Source organism: Fructobacillus ficulneus, assembly GCF_001047075.2.
GTDB lineage: Bacteria > Bacillota > Bacilli > Lactobacillales > Lactobacillaceae > Fructobacillus > Fructobacillus ficulneus.
In genome coordinates this window covers 32,217-49,907 of sequence record NZ_DF967986.1, presented here as the reverse complement: position 1 = coordinate 49,907, position 17,691 = coordinate 32,217, and the positions used below count along the sequence as shown (strand labels likewise).

19 protein-coding genes are annotated in these 17,691 nt (G+C 41.1%); 1 reads left to right on the top strand and 18 read right to left on the bottom strand.

The features are described from left to right. Positions 1-28: 28 nt before the first annotated feature. Positions 29-2,050, bottom strand: a complete 2,022-nt coding sequence (locus AOQ29_RS00800) for a KUP/HAK/KT family potassium transporter (RefSeq protein ID WP_061992659.1) — start codon at positions 2,048-2,050, stop codon at positions 29-31. A gap of 310 nt (positions 2,051-2,360) precedes the next feature. On the opposite strand from AOQ29_RS00800, the gene AOQ29_RS00795 reads away from it, so the two are divergent. Continuing rightward, complete coding sequence (locus AOQ29_RS00795) at positions 2,361-3,194, top strand: hypothetical protein (RefSeq protein ID WP_061992658.1); 834 nt, start codon at positions 2,361-2,363, stop codon at positions 3,192-3,194. 62 nt (positions 3,195-3,256) lie between these two features. On the opposite strand, the gene AOQ29_RS00790 is transcribed toward AOQ29_RS00795, so the two are convergent. The 17 genes from AOQ29_RS00790 to AOQ29_RS00710 form a co-directional block, all read right to left on the bottom strand. Next, positions 3,257-3,472, bottom strand: coding sequence for a hypothetical protein (locus AOQ29_RS00790; protein ID WP_061992657.1), 216 nt, complete (start codon positions 3,470-3,472; stop codon positions 3,257-3,259). Between the two features lie 24 nt (positions 3,473-3,496). Next, a complete protein-coding gene (locus tag AOQ29_RS00785) occupies positions 3,497-4,150 on the bottom strand; it encodes an amino acid ABC transporter permease (RefSeq protein ID WP_061992656.1) in 654 nt (217 codons plus the stop codon). Between the two features lie 9 nt (positions 4,151-4,159). Beyond that, a complete protein-coding gene (locus AOQ29_RS00780; RefSeq protein ID WP_061992655.1) occupies positions 4,160-4,801 on the bottom strand; it encodes an amino acid ABC transporter permease in 642 nt (213 codons plus the stop codon). Between the two features lie 2 nt (positions 4,802-4,803). After that, positions 4,804-5,667, bottom strand: coding sequence for a transporter substrate-binding domain-containing protein (locus AOQ29_RS00775; protein WP_061992654.1), 864 nt, complete (start codon positions 5,665-5,667; stop codon positions 4,804-4,806). Positions 5,668-5,706: 39 nt separating this feature from the next. Then, positions 5,707-6,444: an amino acid ABC transporter ATP-binding protein gene (locus AOQ29_RS00770; RefSeq protein ID WP_061992653.1), complete on the bottom strand. Its 738-nt coding sequence runs from the start codon at positions 6,442-6,444 to the stop codon at positions 5,707-5,709. A 297-nt stretch (positions 6,445-6,741) separates the two neighbouring features. Then, entirely contained in the window at positions 6,742-7,395 is a 654-nt protein-coding gene (locus AOQ29_RS00765; protein ID WP_061992652.1) for an amino acid ABC transporter permease, read from the bottom strand. Positions 7,396-7,407: 12 nt separating this feature from the next. After that, a complete protein-coding gene (locus AOQ29_RS00760) occupies positions 7,408-8,049 on the bottom strand; it encodes an amino acid ABC transporter permease (protein WP_061992651.1) in 642 nt (213 codons plus the stop codon). Further along, entirely contained in the window at positions 8,046-8,915 is an 870-nt protein-coding gene (locus tag AOQ29_RS00755) for a transporter substrate-binding domain-containing protein (protein ID WP_061992650.1), read from the bottom strand. Before AOQ29_RS00755 ends, AOQ29_RS00760 begins: the two co-directional genes overlap by 4 nt. A 24-nt stretch (positions 8,916-8,939) precedes the next feature. Further along, a complete protein-coding gene (locus AOQ29_RS00750; RefSeq protein WP_061992649.1) occupies positions 8,940-9,677 on the bottom strand; it encodes an amino acid ABC transporter ATP-binding protein in 738 nt (245 codons plus the stop codon). Positions 9,678-9,942: 265 nt separating this feature from the next. Continuing rightward, on the bottom strand, positions 9,943-10,449 hold the full coding sequence (locus AOQ29_RS00745; RefSeq protein ID WP_061992648.1) for a hypothetical protein: 507 nt from the start codon (positions 10,447-10,449) through the stop codon (positions 9,943-9,945). 270 nt (positions 10,450-10,719) lie between these two features. After that, positions 10,720-11,463: a hypothetical protein gene (locus AOQ29_RS00740; RefSeq protein ID WP_061992647.1), complete on the bottom strand. Its 744-nt coding sequence runs from the start codon at positions 11,461-11,463 to the stop codon at positions 10,720-10,722. Positions 11,464-11,580: 117 nt separating this feature from the next. Then, positions 11,581-12,774, bottom strand: coding sequence for a DNA/RNA non-specific endonuclease (locus AOQ29_RS08335; protein ID WP_061992646.1), 1,194 nt, complete (start codon positions 12,772-12,774; stop codon positions 11,581-11,583). Between the two features lie 389 nt (positions 12,775-13,163). Beyond that, positions 13,164-14,288 (bottom strand): tyrosine-type recombinase/integrase, encoded by a 1,125-nt coding sequence (locus AOQ29_RS00730; protein ID WP_061992645.1) that lies wholly within the window; start codon positions 14,286-14,288, stop codon positions 13,164-13,166. A 462-nt stretch (positions 14,289-14,750) separates the two neighbouring features. Continuing rightward, positions 14,751-16,181 carry a phage/plasmid primase, P4 family gene (locus AOQ29_RS00725; RefSeq protein ID WP_242977370.1) on the bottom strand — a complete coding sequence of 477 codons (1,431 nt, stop codon included), beginning with the start codon at positions 16,179-16,181 and terminating at the stop codon, positions 14,751-14,753. After that, entirely contained in the window at positions 16,171-16,989 is an 819-nt protein-coding gene (locus AOQ29_RS00720; protein WP_061992644.1) for a bifunctional DNA primase/polymerase, read from the bottom strand. The genes AOQ29_RS00725 and AOQ29_RS00720 overlap by 11 nt, the downstream gene beginning before the upstream one ends. Further along, a complete protein-coding gene (locus AOQ29_RS00715) occupies positions 16,986-17,309 on the bottom strand; it encodes a hypothetical protein (RefSeq protein ID WP_061992643.1) in 324 nt (107 codons plus the stop codon). Before AOQ29_RS00715 ends, AOQ29_RS00720 begins: the two co-directional genes overlap by 4 nt. Continuing rightward, positions 17,306-17,677 (bottom strand): hypothetical protein, encoded by a 372-nt coding sequence (locus AOQ29_RS00710; protein ID WP_061992642.1) that lies wholly within the window; start codon positions 17,675-17,677, stop codon positions 17,306-17,308. Before AOQ29_RS00710 ends, AOQ29_RS00715 begins: the two co-directional genes overlap by 4 nt. Positions 17,678-17,691 lie beyond the last annotated feature (14 nt).

Genomic DNA, 17,691 nt, shown 5'->3' with positions numbered 1-17,691 from the left:
AATGTGGTCAGCCCTCTTTTACTTTGCCTCAGTCTCGATGAAACTTTGGCATTTGATTTTTTACTTCAGTTTGTTTCAAAATTACCGCCGGCTTACGTTCAATAAACAATGGCACAATCTCTTCCACCGTATCACTTAAGCGTAATCGGTAGAAATAACGGAGATGGACACTGTGTGATTGGAGCCAAATTCGACCACCAATCAAGAACCGGTCCCAGAAAGAAATTTTCGAAACAGTTTTTAGATCTGTATAGTAGTTATTCGTGACAATATACTTAAAGTCACCAACACTTCGACTCTTGTCCAAACCATAGCGAATCTTTTGTGGTTCCAAGAATCCCTGCTTAACCAATGACTTGGCAATTCGGTGAATGTAGTATTCGACCTGTGGATCAACCTTGAAGCCAAGGTTTAAGACCACTCGAACCATGTTTTGACTACTCATTAAATCGACTGAATAACTCTTTTCATAAGGGTTAATCGATTCCTTAATCGTCACGAACCAGTAGACCTTAGCCCGTTTTGGTCGAGCTCCTAGAATTGAATAGATAACTGATTTTTTAATTTTATAGTCATCATGAACATTGACGATGTAGACCAAATTCTTGGCCATCAATGGTTCATCGCTATCTGCTGCCAGTTGCAAAAGTTGCTTACGGTAGTCAATTAATGATAAGTAATCATTATTAAATGACAAAGCCTCTCGGCGCTTGTTTCCATAGTACCAGAAGACCATTACTGACAAAATCAACAACATTAAGATGACGGAAACATAACCGCCATGGACAAACTTGACCAGACTGGCTAAGAGGAAGAGAACTTCCAAAATACCAAAGGGAACAGCGAAGCAAACGGCCCATACCGTCTTAGTCTTAAAACGAATAAATTCAAACAACAAGATAGTGGTCATCAACATAGTAACCGTGATGGCCAAACCATAGGCTGCTTCCATATTGTGAGAACTTTTAAAGTAAAAGACAATGAAAACACCGGCTACAAAGAGCATCCAGTTAACCTGGCTGATATACATTTGGCCACGAACGTCATTTGGATATGAAATCCGCAACCGAGGCATGATCTTCAAACTAATTGCCTCAGATACCAGCGTAAAGGCCCCGGTAATCAAAGCTTGTGAGGCAATCACGGCAGCTACAGTACTAATCAAAACACCAACTAACCGCCATTGATTGGGTAAAATATCGAAAAATAAATTCAAATTTTGGCCACTAACATGGTGGCTAATCGCCCATGCGCCTTGACCCATATAGTTTAAAATTAGCATTGTATAAACAAAGGGCCAACTCATATAAATATTTTTCTTACCAACGTGGCCCATATCAGAGTAAAGAGCCTCAGCACCTGTCGTTGCCAGGAAAATATTACCTAAGATAAAAATACCCAGGCGGTTATCTGGACTAAAAAGTGTTTCCACAGCATACACTGGTGATAAAGCCTTTAAAACTACTGGGTTTTGCACAACTTGGAGTAAACCAAAAATCCCAATAAATGAAAACCAAAAGAGCATTAGTGGTCCAAATAGCCGACCAATCTTAGTGGTTCCCGTCCTTTGAAAGGAAAAAACCATCAGTAAAATGACTAACACCGTCGTCACGACAAAATCAGTCCCCGTTGGAAAAGAAAACGGTCCAAAGCTTTGCCCCTCTAACCCTTCAACAGCTGACGTTACCGTCACAGCTGGCGTCAAGGCCCCATCTGCTAATAGAGCTGCCCCACCAACCATGGCCGGAATAATCAGCCATTTCATATTGCGGTTACGCACCTTACTATATAGCGAAAAGATTCCACCTTCACCATGATTATCAGCCCGCAGGGCAATTAAGACATATTTAATAGTGGTAATTAGCATCAATGTCCAAAAAACTAAGGATATTGATCCAATTACTAAGTTTTTCATGTTGTCGGTATGAACATTGCCGGCAATAATTGCATTCATCGTATAAAGTGGTGATGTTCCAATGTCCCCATAGACAATTCCAAGGGCAATTAGGAAACCAGCATACTTCATCTTTGATTTCTTTGCTTCAGCCATTCTTTTCTCTCCTACAAAATGAATTCATCCAACCTTTCGCGTTTGCGACTTGGCTAATTCATTGTTCAATCAATTCGGATCAAAATTAATGTTAACCGCTTCAATATGAAAATTAAAGCAACTTTAATTTTTAAAGGTCAGACATTTTTTCTTTCAATCAAAGGAGATTTTAACGCTGATTGATTGAATATACAAGCTAAATTAGAACATTTCCTCTCTTTTTTGTTGCACTAGTTTTACTTTTGTTTCAAGTTGTGCTAAATTCAAATTATAAAATTAGGGAAAAGTATGTAATTAATGGAGAGAAGCCATGCAGAAAAAATTAAAAATTATCACAGGAATTGCCACCGCAGCCATTTTGCTGGGTGGAACATTCGCCTTTGCAGACATGGGTCACCCCTCACATGCAAGTAAAAGCTCGGCTACAAAAACCAGCCAAGTAACTCACAAAAGTCAACATGGAAAGAGCTCATCAGGATCAACCAATAATGACAGCAATAAGATTTCATTGGTTCAAAATGCCTTAATTGGTCATGGCTTTGAAATTGAGCCTGTTACCTATAATGGCCTTGATGTCGATACGGCAATGGGACAACCCAATGCACCCCAAAATCTTGTCCACGACTACACTCAATTCTATTATTTCACCGACGCCCACTCCGATCGAACGACCGGTCTAGGCATGTACGTTGGCTCTCAAACAAAGCAGTATCAAATCACAGACACAGCGTTAATACTCGACGACGGACAGTACAAGATCCCTTATCAAATCACGAATGGCAAAGTTACATTTAACCAATGGAGCCAATCGTTTGATAACCAAAATACCTTTGTCTTTTCCTTTAAAGAATCTTCCGATGCCAAAAGCATTATCGATGAAAAGCCCGTCCAAGATGGTATCAATAAGGATCAAAAGGACTATCCAAATGAGGGTGGCAGTCAAAGTGCAAATAGTTCTAGTGATTCTCAATCTAGCTCTAGCTCTAGCAATGATGACAACGATAATAATGATTCAACTTACAATGATGATACCGACAACACGGACCAAGATTCAAGCTCTTCTAGCAGTCAAAATAATTCTCAAGGCGATGATGATGCTAACAATCAAAGTGCACCAACTACAGGTGACCAAGATGCAGCTTAAACAAGCTTAGTAGGTTTTATCACTAATATGGACAATAAAAAAGAGACCGGGAGGTCTCTTTTTTAGTCATTATCAAAATTGTCTCGAGCATTTTGCGCCCTAACCGTATTGATTTGGGTCTGAATACTTTTTCTCTTATCATTGATGCCAGAACGAACTCTAACTGTTACATCACTGGCAAAACCTGATAATGATTTATTGTAATTTACCGCAATAAAAGCTAGCATTGCTAGGACCAAGAAACCAATTATGCAATGTTTTCTCTTTATTTTCAACATACTTTTCTTACTTCCAACTAAATTTTAAGCCAACTTTTTGTCGCACCACTTTGCAACTAATGATAACCCATAGTTTAGCAGGAAGTAGACAAGTGTCAAGGCAATGAGGACAGGAACGATATAATTTGTGTTCTGTGCATACACAATTTGACCACGATAGGTCATTTCGGCCAATACAACCCCCGAGGCCAAGCTAGTATCCTTTACTAAGGAAATTAACTGCGAAATGATTGGTGGAATCATTTTCTTGTAGGCCTGGGGTAATACAATATGAACCATCGTCTGACCGTTAGACAACCCATTAGCTCGAGCTCCCTCAAATTGTCCTCGGTCTACCGCTTCCAATCCACCTCGAACAATTTCGGCTAGCATTGCAGATTCAAAGAAGGTCATTGCCGCGACAGTTGCCCAAAAAATTGGTAAATGAAAACCAAGTTGAGGCAAGGCAAAGTAGGTAAAAAAGATAATTAATAGCAGAGGCAGGTTACGGACGATATTATTCAATGTACCAACTAGCAATGAAAAATAAGGAATCTTTTCAAATTGAATAATACCAATCAACGAACCAAAAATTAAACTCAAAATCACTGAGATTATAGAAACTCCCACCGTGACACCCAGGCCCGCTAACAAGTAACTAAGATTATCCGCCGTAAATGCATCAAAAAAATTAGACATAGTTCCTCCTTAGGCCGCTTTCTTTAATTTTCTTTCCAAATATTGGACATAGTAGCTGAGTGGCATCGTAATCACTAAGTAGAAACAACCGATAATAATATAGGTTGTAAAAGTGTCAAATGAACTGGCCGCAATTAAATTTCCTTGGTACATCAAATCCAAACCACCGACAAAGGCGAGAATCGAAGAGTTTTTAACCAAATTAATAAATTGGTTCCCTAAGGATGGAATCGCCACCCGAAAGGCCTGAGGCAAAACAATCACTCGCATGGCTTGACTGAACGATAATCCATTTGCCCGAGCACCTTCCATTTGACCGGCATCAACCGACAAAATTCCAGCCCGTACCGATTCAGCAATAAAGGCTGAAGTATATAAAGTCAGTCCCACCGTCCCGGCAACAAAACCAGTCATCTTAATCACTTTAGCAACTGCCAAGTACAAGAAGAGGGTAATAATCAAAAGCGGAATATTACGGAAAACTTGTACATAAATATTACCGATGACACGCCCAGTTTTAGAAGAAGAAACCTGCATAATCGCAAAGAGGGTCCCTAAAACTAATGATCCAATCAAGGCAATTAGACTGGCCAAAAGAGTATGGCCGAACCCTTGCATCAACACGGAATAATAATGGTTGAAAACTGTCATTCTTAAACCTCCAGCTCGTGCCAATTTAAGCCCGGTACGCTCTTAAACCACTTTTCAATCAAGCGGTTATAGGTTCCGTTGGCTTTGAGAGTCGCCAACGCTTGGTTCGCCTCTCTAGTCATTGGTTTCTGATTGTGGTCGAATGCCATTCCATAAGGTGCTTTGGTAAAGACACCGCCAACCAAGTGGTAGTCGGGATTTTCTGTCGCTAACCCATACAAGATTGCATTATCGGTCGACAAGGCCTGTCCCTGTCCTGCTTTTAAGGCCTGCATTGCTGATGCATAGTCCTGGAGAGCGACAATTTTGGCCTTAGGAGCGTACTTTTTCGTTTCCTGGGCGGCTGTTGTTCCAACGACAACCAAGACAGTATATTTCGAGCTGTTCATATCTTGGATTGATTGAATCCCTGAATTCTTTTTAACAAGGAGTGACTGACCGGCGTTAAAATAGCTATCCGTAAAATCAACAATCTTCGCCCGTTCGGGTGTGATTGTCATGGTCGAAATTAAACCGTCAATATTCGTATTTTTCAGTAATTGGATTCGTGATGCTGCTGAGACGGGAACAAAACTTGCAGACAACTTAGTCCCCGTTTGCTTTGAAATTTGTGCAGTCATGGCCTTGGCCAAGTCAATTTCAAAACCAGCTGGTTGGGCTTTCTTAGTGTTCATCAAACCAAAAAGTTTAGTATCGGCTTTAACACCCCAGGTAATTTGCTTCTTTTTTTCAACCCGAGACAAAGTATCTTTATGCCCTGTATTATTTTGAATGGCAAAATGCATCCAAATTCCTGTCAAAACCATCACTAAGACCAACACAATGGAAGCAATAATTCCAAAGCGTCGTTTTTTAATGTTTTCCATAACCTTACGTGGGTTACCTACCCCACTCCCTCTTTCATTTTAATGGTGGGCAACTTGGCTCAAGAACTTTTTAGCTCGTGGCTCCGTTGGATTTTCGAAGAATACTTCGGTTGAACTATCTTCGAGAATGCGACCATCGGCCATAAAGATAACTCGGTCAGCCACGGCCTTGGCAAAGCTCATTTCGTGAGTCACCACCAAAAGGGTCATTTCGGAGTCTTTGGCGATGTCACGCATTACGTCTAAAACATCCCCAATCATTTCAGGGTCCAAAGCTGAAGTTGGTTCATCAAATAGAATTGCCTTTGGCTTCATGGCCAATGATCGGGCAATTGCTACTCGCTGCTTCTGTCCACCAGAAAGAGCCGAAGGCATGTTATTCGCTTTATCTGCTAAACCAACTTGGTCCAATAATTCTAAAGCAATCTTCTTATTTTCAGCCTCATCTCTTTTCAAGACCAAGCGAGGGGCCAACATAATATTTTCAAGAACGCTTTTATTGTTATACAAATTAAAGTGTTGAAAAACCATTCCAACATTCTTACGAATCTTGTTCATATCCGTTTTGGGGTCGTGGAGATCAAAGCCATCCACCAATAGCTGGCCTTCTTCAATTTCTTCCAAACCATTAATTGTCCGAATTAACGTTGACTTACCAGATCCAGATGGACCGATTAAAACAACAGTTTCCCCAGCATCAATACTCAAATTAATATCATGCAGAGCATGGAAATCACCATAATATTTTTGGACATCTTTGAATTCAATCATTGACATTATCTTTCCCCCGGGAAAATTAGTATTGCTAAACTAGCAGCAATCAACAAAATATACTTATATTCCATTTTACCATTGATTAGAATAGCACGTTAGAAAACATAACGATTTCGCTTGGTTTTTTCTCTCATTTCTGTTCAATTTAAGTGTTAATCGACCATAATCACGAACTATCAATCTTGGTTTATCAAATTAACAATCGAAAAAATTACTACCAACTACATGAAAATAATAGAAAAGCTGCAACCCTTAAAACCTGGTTGCAGCTTTTCTTGATCAATAATAAAATTAATTTTCTTAGGCTAACCGGCTGTCAAACCATTTAGCAACTAATGACAAACCATAGTTCAATAAGAAGTACACAACCGTCATGAAAATCAAAACCGGCACAATGAAGTTAGTGTTTTGAGCATAGACAATTTGTCCACGGTAAGTCAGTTCAGCCAAAACAATTCCAGAAGCCAAACTCGTATCCTTCACTAATGAAATCATTTGTGAAATGATTGGTGGAATCATCTTCTTATAGGCCTGAGGCAAAACAATGTGAATCATCGTCTGCATGTTCGTCAGACCATTCGCCCGAGCTCCCTCAAATTGTCCAACATCAACGGCTTCAAGACCTCCACGGACGATTTCCGCCAGCATTGCTGACTGAAAGACCGACATGGCCACAACTGTTGACCAAAAAATTGGCAGATGAAAACCAAATTGAGGTAAGGCAAAGTAAGTAAAGAAAATAATCAACAATAAAGGTAAGTTACGGACAATATTATTCAAAGTCCCAACAAAGCTTGAAAAGAATGGGAACCGTTCGAAGAGCACAACTCCAACAATCGAGCCAAAAATCAGACTCAAGATAATGGAAATCACAGAAACTCCAATGGTAATCCCAAGGCCACCCATTAAGTAGCCGAGATTCGCCCCCGTAAAGGCATCAAAAAATCCTGACATGGTTCAGCCTCCTTATGCCTTCTGCTTCAACTGCCGTTCGAGGTACTGGATATAGTAACTCAATGGCAAAGTAATAATGAGGTAAAAGGCCCCAACGATAATATACGTTGCAAAAGTATCAAAGGTGTTAGCCGCAACCAAGTTTCCTTGGTACATCAAATCTAAACCACCAACAAAGGCCAAAATTGATGAATTTTTAACCAAATTAATAAATTGGTTTCCTAAAGAAGGAATCGCTACGCGAAAGGCTTGAGGTAAAACAATCACCCGCATAGCTTGAGCAAATGATAGGCCATTAGCTCGAGCCCCTTCCATCTGGCCTGGATCCACAGACAAAATCCCTGCTCGTACAGACTCAGCAATAAAGGCTGAAGTATAAAGGGTTAGTGCTACAGTTCCAGCAGTAAACCCTGTCATCTTAATCACTTTAGCAACTGCTAAATAAAAGAAAAGCGTAATAATCAACAGTGGGATATTTCGAAAAATCTGGACATAGACATTGCCAAGTCCACGGGCCCACTTTGATTTTGTAACTTGCAGAATGGCAAAGAATGTCCCCAGTACCAGTGAGCCAATTAAGGCAATGATACTAGCTAATAACGTATGACCAAATCCTTGCGCGAAGACTGAAAAATGATCTTCTAATAATGTCATCCGTGCACCTCCAACTCATGCCAATTTAATCCTGGGACACCCGAGAACCATTTCTTAATTAAGCGGTTGTATTCACCATTCTTTTTCAAGGTTGCCAAGGCTTCATTCGTTTGCTTAACCATTGGCTTTTCATCATGATCAAAGGCTGCCCCATAAGGGCCATAGGTCAATGTTCCGCCAACGACGTGGTAACTTGGATTCTCAGTTGCTAATCCATACAAGATAGCATTATCTGTCGAAATTGCTTGTCCTTGTCCTGCCTTCAAAGCTTGCATCGCTGAAGCGTAATCTTGCAGGGCAATGACCTTAGCCTTTGGTGCAAATTTCTTGATGTTTTGTGCGGCAGTTGTTCCAACCACAACCAAAACTGTCTTACTTGAATCATTTAAGTCATTAACTGAATTAATCCCTGAATCTTTTTGAACTAAGAGCGATTGACCAGCTGGGAAGTATGCATTACTAAAGTCAACCACCTTAGCCCGTTCAGGGGTAATAGTCATAACCGCCATCACGGCATCAATATTCGTATTCTTCAACAATTGAACTTTGGAAGCTGATGTCACAGGTGTAAAGGTTGGCGTCAGCTTCTTACCGGTTTGCTTACCAATCTGCTTAGTGACAGCCTTGGCCAAATCAATATCGAACCCTTCAGGAGTTCCAGTCTTAGTATTCATTAAACCAAATAATTTAGTATCGGCTTTCACACCCCAATTAATCTTCCCCTGCTTCTCAACACGGGTCAAAGTGTCCTGGTGCTTACCATTTTTGGAAATGGTTGCTGAGGCCCAAAAGAAGCCTAAGACAATCACCAAAGCCAACACGATGGAAGCGATAATTCCAAAACGCCGCTTTTTTGCTTTCTCCATGAGGTTTTCTCCTTCCTCGTTATTTTAGTGGCGTTCAACTTGACTGAGGAATTTCTTGGCACGTGGTTCCGTTGGATTGTCAAAGAAAGCAGCCGTTGAGTTATCTTCCAAAATTCGGCCATCAGCCATAAAGATAACACGGTCGGCCACTGCCTTGGCAAAGCCCATTTCGTGGGTTACGACCAAAAGCGTCATCGATGAATCCTTGGCAATGTCACGCATAACGTCCAAAACATCCCCAATCATTTCTGGATCCAGGGCCGAAGTTGGTTCATCAAAGAGTAAGGCCTTAGGCTTCATCGCCAATGAACGGGCGATCGCGATTCGTTGCTTTTGTCCACCAGATAGAGCGGATGGCATGTTATTGGCCTTATCGGCCAAGCCAACCTTTTCCAATAATTCCATGGCAATGCGCTTGTTTTCGCCCTCTTCGCGACCTAATACCAAACGTGGAGCCAACATAATATTTTCAAGGGCGGTTTTGTTGTTGTACAAATTAAAATGTTGGAAAACCATCCCAACATTTTTACGAATTTTGTTCATATCCGTTTTGGGGTCGTGGAGATCAAAGCCATCCACCAGTAACTGTCCGTCTTCGATTTCTTCCAAACCATTTACGGTTCGAATCAAAGTTGACTTTCCTGACCCTGAAGGGCCAATCAAGACAACCGTTTCACCCTGGTCGATTTTTAAGTTCACATCGTGCAGGGCATGAAAGTCGCCATAGTACTTCTGTACATTTTTGAATTCGATCATTGACATCGTAATTTCTCCTTGCGGTTTTCTTTTCTTTAGCCGACAAAAGCCCAAGCTTACTTCCATGTTACGGGGGCTTGTCGGATTCTCTGATTATTTTGTCAGCTTACATAACAAATACATGATTAATAAATGAGTATATTTTAATCTTACAACTAAAAAAGCAAATAAAAAAGGGTGATATTTTTTTATTATTTGTTCTTTACCAAAAAATCACCCGTTAAAATTATTAATTTTATTTTTGTTCAGAATTTAGGCATTGGACCACTACCTATTCGACCACTTCTATTACAGCTGGAATCGGATAGCGGGCCTTTAAATACCTAAATGAAAATAGAATTAATGGCCGAACAACGAGAAAGAACACGGGAACTGCCACAAAGTACGACTTAACCCAATTTTCGGCAAACGATGGCAAAAAGTCTGGGTATAATTGTTGGTTTAGTGCCGTGAATCCTGCCATCATAACCGTCACATTCAACAACATGACCGAAGCCGTTCGACTAACCCAGGCCGGAATGTTTTCAGTTATGAGACCTGGATAATAACGGTGGGCGCGCAAAACAAGTGGCAAACTGAAATAAGTCCGCAAGCAGTACACAATCACAACTTCAATAGGATAAAGCATCATAATATGTAAAATAATTTTTTCTGACAAACCAAAACGGATACTCATATTATAGGTCAACATAATGGCTGTCATTGAAGCAACAAAGACCCACGCCAAGGTCTTTTGGTGGTGCAAAAGTTTATGTAAAAAGTTCTTAATTAACTGCATCAAACGCTCTTTCTGATATTCATGCTAAATCCGGTCATCATTTTAGACACCATCCTTGCATCTTTTTTTCAATGTTCCTTACATCTAACATAACATAAAAAACACACCAGGATGCGTTGTAATGATTTTATTTTTTTAAAATTAACAACTAATCAATCACTTTTTATGATGAGCATTGCAAATAAAAAAGACTGATTTAGAATCAGCCTTTTGATTTAAAAGTTTTTCAACAACTATATCTACTTGGTCAACAAAAAATATAGTCGACGTTTACTTTGAAAGGATTTGAACACCTTCTAAATTATCCGACCAACCAATTAACGATGCTCCAGTAAAACTATCCGTCACCAACTTACCGTTAATCGGTTGCTGGCCATTTAATACGGCAGTTAACTCGGCATATGTTAAATGATTTGGAGTCGATGAATGGTTTCCTTCCCAATAAAATCCACCTTGGCCATCCCATATAGCAACATGGCCATAATTGACACCGTCATCCTTACTTGTTAGATTCCAGAAAACGGGCACCATCTTGCCGGCAGGAAACTGATCGTTGTTATGCATGGCACCTGCTGCTGTTGCCTTGCCTGCCGCAGCAGTGGCGGAATAACTTAATTGTCCCCCACGGGCCGTTACGCCAAAGGCACCATCAACATAACCCAGACACATTCCGGGTTCTCCATAAACATTTGGATTCGCATTCACCAACTGTGTTCCACTCGGAACTTCATTTGTTGCTGGTGTCGGAGTGCTTACTGGGGTTGCAGTTTTAACTTGGCTATTACTAACAGTTGACTGAGTAGCCGATGCCTGTACTGAACTACTACTTGGCATGGATGAACTAGTTGTAACTGATTTAGCTGAAGTACTACTCGTCGCTTTCTTTTTCGTTGAAACAGTTTGTCGATGGTGGGCTTGGCTGTGCTTGCTTGCAGCCGTCGCCGTCACAACAGCCGTTAAAGCTACAATGGCAATAGCAACGGCCACCAGCAATGTTTTTTTAGAATTCTTCATATTTATCTTTTCTCAACTCTTCTCTTTATTCTTTGAGTTTATAAAACAATTGGAAGAAATGCAATTATAAAAGGGGCAACCATTCAATGATTGTCCCCCTATCCGTTAATTTAAAATTTACTCTTTACTAGCATGACGTTTGCCTTGTGCTTGTGCGTCCGCTTCAGTCATTGTAATCACTTTACTCTTGTTAGTGCGGGCCGGCATATCGTCAGGATTATACCAATAAATATCTGATGATCCATTGCCACTGACATAAACCGTTCGAGATGAAGCCGTTGGTGCGGCTACCACTGCAGCCGTGCTGCTTGATTGGGCTCCTTGCTTACTTTGCCCCTTCTTCGTTGTCGTTGATTTGTCAGAACTAAACGTATTTGCATTCTTATCAATTGTATTCGTTGCCCGACCCGTTGCGTAATCAATTTGCGCATTTGGCGAAGAATTATCCAAGGTGACATGCGTAACTCCAGCAGCATCAGTACTTTCCTTAGCTGAGCCCAATTGAATAGTCAGTGGTTGACCGTTCGCATCTAGACCAACATAGGCTAGTTCGACTTGGCGTGGTACCAATTCATCGCCGGTAAAGAGCGGTGTCACCTGGTAATCCAACCAGTAATTGGGGTGGTTAGACAACCATGAGTCCAAGCGATTTTCATAGTAGAGCATGGAATCAGGATTCCCATCATTCATCCCCGTATAATTACCCGCATTGAACCAAGCCGTTTCCGGAACGAGGTTACGGGCCTCATCGTTAATCCCACTAAACTGATAACCGACTAAGTGCCCTCGGTTCATCAACCAGGCCTTCTTCGCTCCGGCCCCATAATAGAACTTAAAGTTATGCCAACCCACCGGATTGTAGGTTAGCGTTGTCCGCTTAGCTTTTGGCTCATCCTTATCCTGCAATTGAATATGGGAAAAAGTTGCCCGCCCCAAGCTATCAAGGTTACCTAAAACTAGTTGGCGTTTACCTGTGAAGGTCAGTATCTCACTATTCTGACTTTCACCATTTGCTTGGTTAATGCTACTGGCAGTCGTTTTTTGCGACTCGGCAGAACTCGAACTGCTTGCTGCCGTTTTTTTCGTTTTCTTGCTCTGTGAACTAGCTTTTTTGGCTGACTGATCATCGGCCTTCGTCTGGTTAGTATTTGCTGGTTCCGTTTCGACCATTGCAACAGCGAAAATGATCACCGCAACTAAAAGCCACTTACCTTTTTTCTGTAGTTTCAAACCATTTTTCCGGCCACGTCGCCACTCAATAATTAGCCAAACAAAGGCAACTAAAAATAGTAGTACAAATATATCACTCATCCTTCTCTCACCTCTTAACGTCTCTCTTCGTTATTCGCGCCAGTGCCAATGCTTACCATTGTGATTTTCAATGGAAAAAAGTTCGCACTACTCTCTGATATACGTGAATTTCTTCTCCCTAATGTTTATTAAGACTATACTTTCTAAACAAATACCATTCTACTTTATTATTAATTTTTAGGTGTTACTTTTTGTGCCATTTCTGTACTTTTACCCTAATTTTATAGTCAAATGTTTCCCGTTTAAAATTAAAAAAAGCTCTACACTAGGATTTCTCAATCCTGTGTAGAGCCTTTAACTGTAATATGGAGAAGAAGGGACTCCAGTTAATCACTGGTGTTATGGGCTTTATCACTAATATTGTACCTTTTTCTGTACTTTTTCCCTTGCTAACTGATTAATCCAGTCAAAAACTCCCCTGTTTGCTCCTTTGCTTTTTTCGTTATCTCTGCATAGATATTTAAGGTTATATTTGCATCAGCATGGCCCAAATAACTCTGTACCTGCTTCACGCTTGCACCTTGCTCCAGGGCTAACGTGGCCCAAGTGTGGCGGAGGCCGTGCATTGCTACCCCATTGGCTACTTTATACTGGTCACTAACTTCATGTAGCCACTTATTGGGCCTTAAGGATTGCAACGGCTTCCCATTATTGTTAAATACAAAATCAGTCGGCTCATTGCGTTGGCTTAAGTTATACCAGTGTGAGAGCACCCTAAGCATATCAGTAGCAACTTTGATTGTTCTAGTACTGGTCACGCTCTTAGTGCCCTTAATATAAGTGCCACCATGCAAGCCACGGCCTAGCGCTTGTTCTATGTTGATATAACCGCCATCAAAGTCAACGTGTTGCCACTGCAAGGCTAGAACTTCCTCTGTTCTCATACCAGTAAAGGCCACCAACCTTAAAAGCGTGTAAGCCTGCCGATTGATCTGACAATATTGACTATCTAGCACACTGATAAAATTGCGGAACTCATCCCCATCCATGGCCTTCTTAGTGGGCTGGCTTTTTCGTTCCCTTGGCATATAAACCTTAGTAAACGGGTCAACCTCAATCATATCCATCTTTACAGCTAACTTAGTAAGTTGATTAAGGTAGCCAACCACCTTTTTATATCTTAGAAGTTTGGCCTGCATTGTGTTAAGATAACCCTGTAATTTAATTGGCTCTATCTGATTAACAAGCACATCCCCCCAAACTGGTAAAATGTGCAAATCAAAATAGTTCAATACTTTGGCTAGGGTACTCTCTTCTACCGTATTCTGATAGCCATCTAGCCAAATTTGATAAAGCTCCCGAACGGTTAGCACGTTCTTGGGGGCTTTTTTGTTGTATTTACTATTACCATTCTCAAATAAAACCTTTTCATTATTGAACCATGCCTGTGCTGTTCGCTTACTTGTAAAGCCTCTCTTCTGGACTCGTGCTTTTGTTTTGTCATAGTTAGTCCCAAGCATTCCTGAAACTTCCCACGACTTACCTTTTTTACTTTCAACCTCTTTTAATTTCATCTTTTGCCTCTCCGACCGTTCTAGCTCCTTAAAGGTCAAGCAAAATTAAAAAGGGCGTGATAGCTCTTGATTACTCTTGACTACCACGCCCCCTATTTTGCCACCGTTTTACCTTTTGCACAATGTTCTTTTTTAGTTGTTGTGTTCCGTTTTATGTTCCAAAACTAAAAACGATGTAACCCTTGTGGCTGTAAGCGTTATGCCTATTTTGTTCCAAAATGCCCCACTTTTCCGCCATACTGCCCTACTATATATAGAGTATTTTTACGTATTTACTTCTTCTTTTTCTCTTTGCAACTTTCACCAAGTACCTAAACACTGGAACAAATGGAACAAAATATATATAAACCTTAGAGCCTCAATGGTTTTGAGAATTTCAGTTTTAGAACCCGATTGGAACCGTGACTACTCTTGACTGCTCTTGACGTTTTGTTAATGGAACAAAAACACTAAAAAATGGGGCTAATTGTACTTTTCAAGGTCTAAACCTAGCCAACTTGCTACGTTTCCAGAGTTGTCACCTTCTGGGTGATTGCGTGTTTTTATGGATAAAAAGCCTTTTTGTTCCAAAACTGTTCCAAAACTCTTCTTATTTATTTTGGATTCTATGCCGTTATCTATCAGCCATTCTCGATAACGTGCAAAGGCTACCTGTTTGGATATTCCACCCGTGTAACCTTCTGGCATTTCTTTCTTAGCTTCTAACAAGAAAGTGGCTACCAAATCTTGACTAGTCGCCCAATCCTTTGTAACTTCCTCAATCTCATCATTAACACTCAAACGCCCTTGGGCTTTCGCTTGCTTAAAGGCCTCAATGCACTCTATAGCAAAGCCACCTAGCTCCTTTACAGCCTTTTCTTCATTCCATAGGCTTGCCCGTGCTCTGGCCTCTTGAGGATTGTCCCGAACCTTGGGAGCAACCACAGGCACAAGGTGCATACGCTGTAACAAGGCGGAGCTAACTGCTATTTTAGGTTTGTTATTACTAGCGAAAATCAAAAGAGCATATAGCTTCACACTGACCGAGTTTGTCCCCTTTCCCTCAACCTCCACAACATCCCCACCCGATAACGTTTTAAGCGTGTCGGGCATGTCAATCCGTGTATCAGGAATATCTAAGTGGATATTTGCTAGCTTGTTGATGAGGTCAAAAGTGCCAAAGCGGTTACTTTTACCGTTGCTACCTGTCAGGGTATCAATGTCTTTAGCTGTGATATTATTTTGACCAATCAAGGGCCTAACAATCTTTTCAACAAAGTAGCTTTTGCCACTGCCACCCGTCTCATCTAACAGAATTGTGATGGTGTTAAAGGTAGTCTGTTCAGGAATAAAAGCATACCCTAGCACCTCTTTAACATACTGCCATGACGGTCCAAACAAGTATGAACCCCAAGCATTAATATTGGGGGATGCTTTCCCTGGTTGTGCCTCAATCTGGTGGCCATTTATTAAATAATCTTTTGGACCGTTCGGCCTCATTTCGCCACTATCAAGCATATAAGTGCCATTCTTAAAGGCCACTCGGTCAGTATTTTGGTCAGTGAAGGGATTATGATCCTGTTGCCCATTTACCAGCACTGTTTTGGCCACATCTTGCATCCTTCTGGGTCTGTAGACGTCTGCTGATTTCAAATAGTCAAAGGCATACCGCTCTGTCTGCTCTTTAGCTCTAGCTTTTGTCACTTTATCCCAGCTAACACCGTTATAACTGTAATAGGTTAGCTCATCCCCAAACGGAACGGCCAAAAAAGGATGTTCTTTTATAATAAGGTCTGCTAACTCTACATATTTGACCCCAACGGCTTTCCCATCTTGGTTATATTGAACCCAGTCGACCTTTTGGGCCACAGTGTCAGCAAATACCTGTTCTAGCTGTTCTTTTTCAGTCGCCAATTACTCGCCCCCTATTCTTGGCCCGCTTGATTTCACGCTTTAACACGCTCATATAGACCTTTTCAAGTTCGCCATAGCTGAGAGGTTCGGGGCTTTGTTGATTGACTGCCATGGCCACATTAAAGGCAACCGCTGGGGCAACATGAGAAGAGAGAACCCAACCAATCAGACTAGTAGCCTGGTCATTGCGTTGGCCTGTGGTAAAACCATTAGCCACCATGTTCCACCGTTCGGCTATGCTGTACTTAGCTTGTCTGTTTCCAAGGTGCTTACTGGTTTGAGTTTGACCAATCTTGTCCACCCAGTTCGGCCTTTCTTGTATCGTGTTTAAGTCCGTAACCGCTTTATAATCATTTCCATCAATAACAGAGGGCGAAACAATAACACCGCCACTATTTAACACGTCTAAACCGTCCACAGCGTTTATTTGTCTTGTTTTGGACTGATTGGCTGTGTCAGTATAAAAAACGTGCCAACCACCTCCTGCAGTCTTTTCTAAGTATGTTGCCGAGATAACCTCAGGGGAAACCTGCTGACGTTTTAAATAATCTTTTAAGCTCTGTAAACCGTTGGCACTGTGTTGGTCCACATCAACAACCACAAAGGGCGACCGATCTAAATCAATGCCAATATTTCCGCCCTCATATTGGGGATGCCATGCCAGCCACTCTTCTAAATCTTCCCAGTGATTGAAGCTGTTTTTATGTCCGCCCTCTTCTTTGTTGTATTTAGTATTGGGTTGAGCAATGTAGATATAAGCGCCCATCTTCATGAGGGCCTTTATTTTGGTAGCTTGGTCTTCATTCATTCAAAACGCTCCCTGTGTTGTTCTAGCCCGTTCACTCGCCTTTCATAGCTCTTAGCATTGTTGCGGAGCATGTTCAGGGTATAAAAATACTCGTCACTATTAACAATTCTGTACACTCCGCCCTGTTGATTGCGGAGACTACCAACCAAATAGCCCTGTTCAGATAGGTGGCTTAAAATGCTGTACAACCTTCTTACTGGAATGCCAACCTTTTTAGCTAAGGCATGTACTTTAATAGCGTTCTCTTGCCCAAAAGGTAAGGCCATATATACAGCCTTCTCCCGTGCTGTTAATTGGTCCTGGTGTCTTACGTTAGTCATTTACTGCCTCCTATTGCTATTGCCTCGCCAACGCTCTTAGTTTGGTTATCTAGTGCGTCCATTTCAGATTGAACAAAGAAAATAGTTTCATTTAGCTCACTGATCCGACCACTCAAATATTCATTTAACTCGATTTCCTCAATGTTACTTACTATCCTTTCAATATGATTAATTAGAATGTTTATTCTGATACTGCGAGAGTCTACCGAATCTGTATAGTTATTTAAAAGCAGTAACATATCTGTTTTAGTTGCTGTTGGTTTCATGTTAAAATATAGCCAAATAGCCGTATTAAAAGGCGTTTGTTTCAAGTCATCCCCATCTAGTCGCCAAACTTGCAGGGGGTGCTTTTTTGTGCCTTTTTTCATGCTTTTGGCTCTCC

Bases quoted from the DNA above. Each gene is read 5' to 3' on its own strand.
- AOQ29_RS00760 (WP_061992651.1), bottom strand. From the start codon at position 8,049: ATGACATTATTAGAAGATCATTTTTCAGTCTTCGCGCAAGGATTTGGT.
- AOQ29_RS00710 (WP_061992642.1), bottom strand. From the start codon at position 17,677: ATGAAAAAAGGCACAAAAAAGCACCCCCTGCAAGTTTGGCGACTAGAT.
- AOQ29_RS00785 (WP_061992656.1), bottom strand. From the start codon at position 4,150: ATGTCTAATTTTTTTGATGCATTTACGGCGGATAATCTTAGTTACTTG.
- AOQ29_RS00740 (WP_061992647.1), bottom strand. From the start codon at position 11,463: ATGAAGAATTCTAAAAAAACATTGCTGGTGGCCGTTGCTATTGCCATT.
- AOQ29_RS00715 (WP_061992643.1), bottom strand. From the start codon at position 17,309: ATGACTAACGTAAGACACCAGGACCAATTAACAGCACGGGAGAAGGCT.
- AOQ29_RS00790 (WP_061992657.1), bottom strand. From the start codon at position 3,472: ATGTTGAAAATAAAGAGAAAACATTGCATAATTGGTTTCTTGGTCCTA.
- AOQ29_RS08335 (WP_061992646.1), bottom strand. From the start codon at position 12,774: ATGAGTGATATATTTGTACTACTATTTTTAGTTGCCTTTGTTTGGCTA.
- AOQ29_RS00730 (WP_061992645.1), bottom strand. From the start codon at position 14,288: ATGAAATTAAAAGAGGTTGAAAGTAAAAAAGGTAAGTCGTGGGAAGTT.
- AOQ29_RS00765 (WP_061992652.1), bottom strand. From the start codon at position 7,395: ATGTCAGGATTTTTTGATGCCTTTACGGGGGCGAATCTCGGCTACTTA.
- AOQ29_RS00780 (WP_061992655.1), bottom strand. From the start codon at position 4,801: ATGACAGTTTTCAACCATTATTATTCCGTGTTGATGCAAGGGTTCGGC.
- AOQ29_RS00770 (WP_061992653.1), bottom strand. From the start codon at position 6,444: ATGTCAATGATTGAATTCAAAGATGTCCAAAAATATTATGGTGATTTC.
- AOQ29_RS00720 (WP_061992644.1), bottom strand. From the start codon at position 16,989: ATGAATGAAGACCAAGCTACCAAAATAAAGGCCCTCATGAAGATGGGC.
- AOQ29_RS00745 (WP_061992648.1), bottom strand. From the start codon at position 10,449: ATGCAGTTAATTAAGAACTTTTTACATAAACTTTTGCACCACCAAAAG.
- AOQ29_RS00800 (WP_061992659.1), bottom strand. From the start codon at position 2,050: ATGGCTGAAGCAAAGAAATCAAAGATGAAGTATGCTGGTTTCCTAATT.
- AOQ29_RS00750 (WP_061992649.1), bottom strand. From the start codon at position 9,677: ATGTCAATGATCGAATTCAAAAATGTACAGAAGTACTATGGCGACTTT.
- AOQ29_RS00795 (WP_061992658.1), top strand. From the start codon at position 2,361: ATGCAGAAAAAATTAAAAATTATCACAGGAATTGCCACCGCAGCCATT.
- AOQ29_RS00775 (WP_061992654.1), bottom strand. From the start codon at position 5,667: ATGGAAAACATTAAAAAACGACGCTTTGGAATTATTGCTTCCATTGTG.
- AOQ29_RS00755 (WP_061992650.1), bottom strand. From the start codon at position 8,915: ATGGAGAAAGCAAAAAAGCGGCGTTTTGGAATTATCGCTTCCATCGTG.